The sequence below is a fragment of the Microbacterium sp. genome, assembly GCF_039812165.1.
Lineage (GTDB): Bacteria > Actinomycetota > Actinomycetes > Actinomycetales > Microbacteriaceae > Microbacterium.
Window position 1 is genome coordinate 1 of record NZ_JBDIAB010000204.1, and the last position, 4,890, is coordinate 4,890.

A 4,890-nucleotide genomic window follows, 5' to 3' on the forward strand; every position below is an offset into this window, starting at 1 on the left:
TGGCCGACGCCACGAGCGCGCCGATCGCCCCGGCCAGCACGTCGCCGGTGCCGGCGGTCGCGAGCCACGGGGTGCCGGCGGCGACGCGTCGGCACCAGCCGCCGGGCGTGGCGACGATCGTCACGGCGCCCTTCAACAGCACGGTCGCTCCGAGCACGCGGGCGGTCTCGCGCGCGGCCGCCTCGCGACCGGCATCCGACCCGACGGCGGGAAGGCCGAGCAGCTCGCGCAGCCGGTCGTGCTCGCGGGCGTGCGGCGTCACGACGACGGGGGCGGATGCCGTCGGCGCGAGGTCGAGGGCGCCGGCGTCGACGACGACGGGGTCCTCCCCCGCCAGGCACGACCGCAGGCCGTCGGTCACGGCATCCGTGCGCGCCGCGGCGTCGATGCCGGAGCCGATCACCCACGCCTGCACGCGTCCATCGCCGGCCACGACCTCGGGGCGGCGCTGCAGCACGAGCTCGCGCGCGGGCGAGGGACCGAGATAGCGCACCATGCCGACGCCGGTGCGGCAGGCGGCCTCGACGCCGAGCACCGCGGCGCCCGGATAGGCCTCGGAGCCGGTGCGCATGCCGAGCACGCCGCGCCGATACTTGTCGTCGTCGGCGTCGGGCAGGCGCACGTGCGCCGCCGCGTGGCGCGGAGCCCACTCCGCCGCGGGTGCCGTCATGGCGTCAGCCTACCCACGCGGCGTCCGCCGCCGGCCGGGTCCACCTGGCGCACTTCGTCGCGCCCGCGCCACGCAGCGACCCCTCGCGCCCGCTCGCGCAGAGATCGGCTCGCTCACCTGGCGCACTTTGCCGCCCACCCGCCCTCGCACGACCATTCGCGCCCACTCGGCCCGAGCCCGGTCCGTCGCCTGGCGCACTTTGCCCCCTCACCGCCACGCGACCCCTCGCGCCCGCTCGGCCCGAGCCGGCAGGGAACGGCGGGCGGCGTGCACGAGCGGACCGCACACAGGACGCCACGGGAATACTCGCGTCGCGACGCGGTTGAGCCCGAGCATGAGCCTGCTGTTCAGCCCGATCCGGATCCGCGAGGTCGCCGTGCGCAACCGGCTGTGGGTGTCGCCCATGTGCCAGTACTCGGCATCGGACGGCGTGCCGAACGACTGGCATCACGTGCACCTCGCCCAGTTCGCATCGGGCGGCGCGGGCCTCGTCATCGCCGAGGCCACCGCGGTCGTGCCGGAGGGGCGCATCTCGCCCGAGGACACCGGGCTGTGGAACGACGCGCAGCGCGACGCCTGGGCGCCGATCGCGGCGGCGATCGCGCGGCGCGGGGCGGTCCCCGGCATCCAACTGGCGCACGCCGGACGCAAGGCGTCGACGTGGTCGCCGTTCTCGGGCGAGCGCGGGTCGGTGCCGGCCGAGCGCGGCGGCTGGACGACGCAGGCGCCCTCGGCGGTCGCGTTCGACGGGTTCGCGATGCCGGACGCGCTCGACCGAGACGGCATCGACGCCGTCGTCGAGGCGTTCGGCGCCGCCGCGACGCGCGCGGTCGCGGCGGGCTTCGCCGTGCTCGAGGTGCACGCGGCCCACGGCTACCTGCTGCACCAGTTCCTGTCGCCGCTGTCGAACCTGCGCACCGACGAGTACGGCGGCTCGCTCGAGAACCGCGCGCGTCTGCTGCTGCGGGTCGTCGACGCCGTGCGCGCCGCGGCGCCCGAGGCGGCCGTGCTCGTGCGCTTCTCGGCCACCGACTGGGCCGACGGCGGCTGGGACGTCGCGCAGACCGCGACCGTCGCGGCATGGGCCGCGGAGCACGGGGCGGACTTCCTCGACATCTCCAGCGGCGGTCTCGTCGCCCACCAGCGGATCACGACCGGCCCCGGCTACCAGGTCGCGTTCGCACGCGAGGTCCGTCGCGCGACCGGACTGCCGGTGGCGGCGGTGGGCGAGATCACCGACGGGCTGCAGGCCGAGGGCATCCTCGCCGCCGGGGATGCCGACGCGATCCTCGCCGGCCGCGAGTGGCTGCGCGACCCGCACCTGGCCCTCCGGGCCGCGGGCGAGCTCGGCGAGACCGACGCGGCCCTGTGGCCGCAGCAGTACCGCCGCGCCCGCCGCTGAGCCGACGCCGGCTCGGACCGACGCCCCGACGCCCCGGCCATGCATCGCACCGCCGTGCTCACCCGGCTCGAACGGTCGCCCACGTCGAGCCACCCGGCGATTCGCGCCCGCTCGAGCGCCCGCCGTGATGGCTCACCTGACGCATGTCGTCGCCCGCGCACGGCTGCGCGACCGTTCGCGTCAGGCCGAGCCGTCGCCGAGCCGCAGCCGCCCGCATCGCCGCGACTGAGCTCCGAACGCGTGCCGTCAGAACCGCCGGCGGCGGGTCGCGTCGTGCACCTCGCCCACGAGCTCCTCGATGATGTCCTCCAGGAAGAGCACCCCGGTCGTCCTGCCCGCGGCATCCCGCACCCGCGCGAGGTGACAGCTCGAGCGGCGCATGAGCGCGAGCGCGTCCTCGAGGTCGGTCGTCTCCGACACCGGCACCAGCTGGTGGATGCGCTTGCGCGGGATGGGCCGGGTCACGGCATCCGTCTCGGCGTCGTCGACGTCGCGGAGGATGTCCTTCAGGTGCACGTATCCGAGCGGCTCTCCCGTGGCGTCGACGATCACGTAGCGCGAGAAGCCGTGCTTGGCGACCGCGCGCTCGATCTCGTCGGGGGTCGTCGACTCCGGCAGGGTCACGAGCGCCGACAGCGGCACGGCGCTGTCGCCCGCCTTCTTGTCGGTGAACTCCACGGCGGCCACGACGGTTCCCGACGCGTCGTCGAGCACGCCCTCGATGCGCGACTGGTTGACGATCGTGGCGACCTCGTCGAGCGTGAAGGTGGATGCCGCCTCGTCCTTCGGCTGCACGCCGAACAGGCGCACGATGTGGTTCGCGGTCCAGTTCAGCGAGACGATCACCGGGTAGAACAGCCGCGAGAACCACACCAGCGGCGTCGCGAGCATCAGCACGGCACGGTCGGGCACCGAGAACGCGAGGTTCTTCGGCACCATCTCGCCGAACACGACGTGCAGGTACGACACGATCACGAGGGCGATGACGAACGCGGTGACGTCGACGACCGTCTCGTCCCACCCGGTGAGCCCGAGCGGAGCGCCGAGGAGGTGGTGGATCGCCGGCTCCGAGACGTTCAGGATCAGCAGGGAGCAGATGGTGATGCCCAGCTGGCTGGTCGCGAGCATGAGCGTGGCGTGCTCCATCGCGTACAGCGCGGTGCGGGCCGAACGCGAGCCCTTCTCGGCGAGCGGCTCGATCTGCGAACGGCGCGCGGAGATGACGGCGAACTCGGCGCCCACGAAGAAGGCGTTGAACACCAGCAGGACCACGAGCCAGATGATTCCGGCGATCTCGCTCACGGCTGGTCACCTCCTCCGAGGGTCTCGGCTTCGGGGGCGCCCTCCGGCAGCGGATGCGGCACGAACCGCACGCGGTCGACGCGCCGCCCGTCCATGCGCTGCACGACGAGGGTGCCGTCCTCGATCTCGACGGCGTCGCCCACGGTCGGGATGCGCTCCAGGCTCGCCATGAGGAACCCGCCCACGGTGTCGTAGACCTCGCCCTCGGGCACGCGGATGCCGGTGCGATCGAGCACCTCGTCCGGCCGCAGGTCGCCGGGGAAGATGACCGCCCCGGCCGCCCGCACGACGCCCGCGCGGCGCCGGTCGTGCTCGTCGAGCACCTCGCCGACGATCTCCTCGACGAGGTCCTCCAGCGTCACGACGCCGGCGGTGCCGCCGTACTCGTCGACGACGATCGCCATCTGGTAGCCGCGGGCGCGGAGCTCGGACATGAGGGCGTCGAGGTGCACCGCCTCGGGCACGCGCAGCGGCTCCTCGGCGATCGCGGCCGCGGGCACGTCGGCGCGGCGCGCGCGCGGCACGCTGATCGCCTGCTTGACGTGAGCGATGCCGGTGATGTCGTCCATCGACTCGTCGTACACCGGGAACCGGCTGTGGCCGGTGCGCCGGGCGAGCTGGATGACCTCCTCGACGCTGTCGCCCGCGGCGACGGCGTGCACGCTCGGGCGCGGCGTCATGACGTCGTCGGCGGTGAGGCGCGAGAAGGTGAGCGTGCGGTCCAGGAGCGACGCGGTGTCCTGCTCGAGCACGCCGGCGCTCGCCGAGCGGCGCACGAGGCTCGACAGCTCCTCGGCGGTGCGCGCGCCCGACAGCTCCTCCTTGGGCTCGATGCCCATCGCGCGGAGCACCCCGTTCGCGCTGCCGTTGAGCAGGGCCACGGCGGGGCGGAACACGGTCGTGAACGCGACCTGGAACGGGAGCGCGAGCTTGGCGGTCGCGCGCGGCACCGCGAGCGCGAAGTTCTTCGGGACGAGCTCGCCGATGATCATCGAGAACACCGTGGCGATGCCGATCGCGAGCACCGTCGCGATCGGCCGCGACACGGCATCCGCCAGCCCCCACGCGGCGAACACCGGGCGGAGGAGGTTCGAGAGCGCCGGCTCCATCGTGTAGCCGGTCAGCAGCGTGGTGAGCGTGATGCCCAGCTGCGCGCTGGACAGGTGCGTCGAGGTGATCTTCAGCGCCTCGATCGTGAGCGCGAGGCGCGTCTCGCCGGCGGCGCGCCGGGCTTCGAGGTCGGCGCGGTCGAGGTTGACGAGCGCGAACTCGCTCGCGACGAACAGGCCGGTGCCGATCGTGAGGAGGAGCCCGACGCCCAGCATGAGGTAGTCGATCACGCGCGGCCTCCGATCGGACGGGAGGCGGGAACGTCGGGCGAACGTCTACTGGGAGGGTCGTCCATGGTGCGCACCAGTCTAAGGCAGGTCGGATGCCGGTGCCTCACCGGCATCCGTCCGTCTGGACCGCTGGTGCGCATGCGCCCCGCCCGGGTGCCTGCGGGGTGCTTGGCGGG

4 protein-coding genes are annotated in these 4,890 nt (G+C 73.9%); 1 reads left to right on the forward strand and 3 read right to left on the reverse strand.

What is annotated here, in order from left to right; all coding sequences use genetic code 11:
• Positions 1-670: ADP/ATP-dependent (S)-NAD(P)H-hydrate dehydratase (locus WML84_RS12830; RefSeq protein ID WP_347346531.1), on the reverse strand; the 670-nt coding region annotated here is incomplete at its 3' end.
• A gap of 334 nt (positions 671-1,004) precedes the next feature.
• Here WML84_RS12830 and WML84_RS12835 point away from each other — a divergent pair.
• Positions 1,005-2,072, forward strand: coding sequence for an NADH:flavin oxidoreductase/NADH oxidase (locus tag WML84_RS12835; RefSeq protein WP_347346532.1), 1,068 nt, complete (start codon positions 1,005-1,007; stop codon positions 2,070-2,072).
• 246 nt (positions 2,073-2,318) lie between these two features.
• On the opposite strand, the gene WML84_RS12840 is transcribed toward WML84_RS12835, so the two are convergent.
• Positions 2,319-3,374, reverse strand: coding sequence for a hemolysin family protein (locus WML84_RS12840; RefSeq protein WP_347346533.1), 1,056 nt, complete (start codon positions 3,372-3,374; stop codon positions 2,319-2,321).
• On the reverse strand, positions 3,371-4,711 hold the full coding sequence (locus WML84_RS12845) for a hemolysin family protein (protein ID WP_347346534.1): 1,341 nt from the start codon (positions 4,709-4,711) through the stop codon (positions 3,371-3,373). The genes WML84_RS12840 and WML84_RS12845 overlap by 4 nt, the downstream gene beginning before the upstream one ends.
• Positions 4,712-4,890 lie beyond the last annotated feature (179 nt).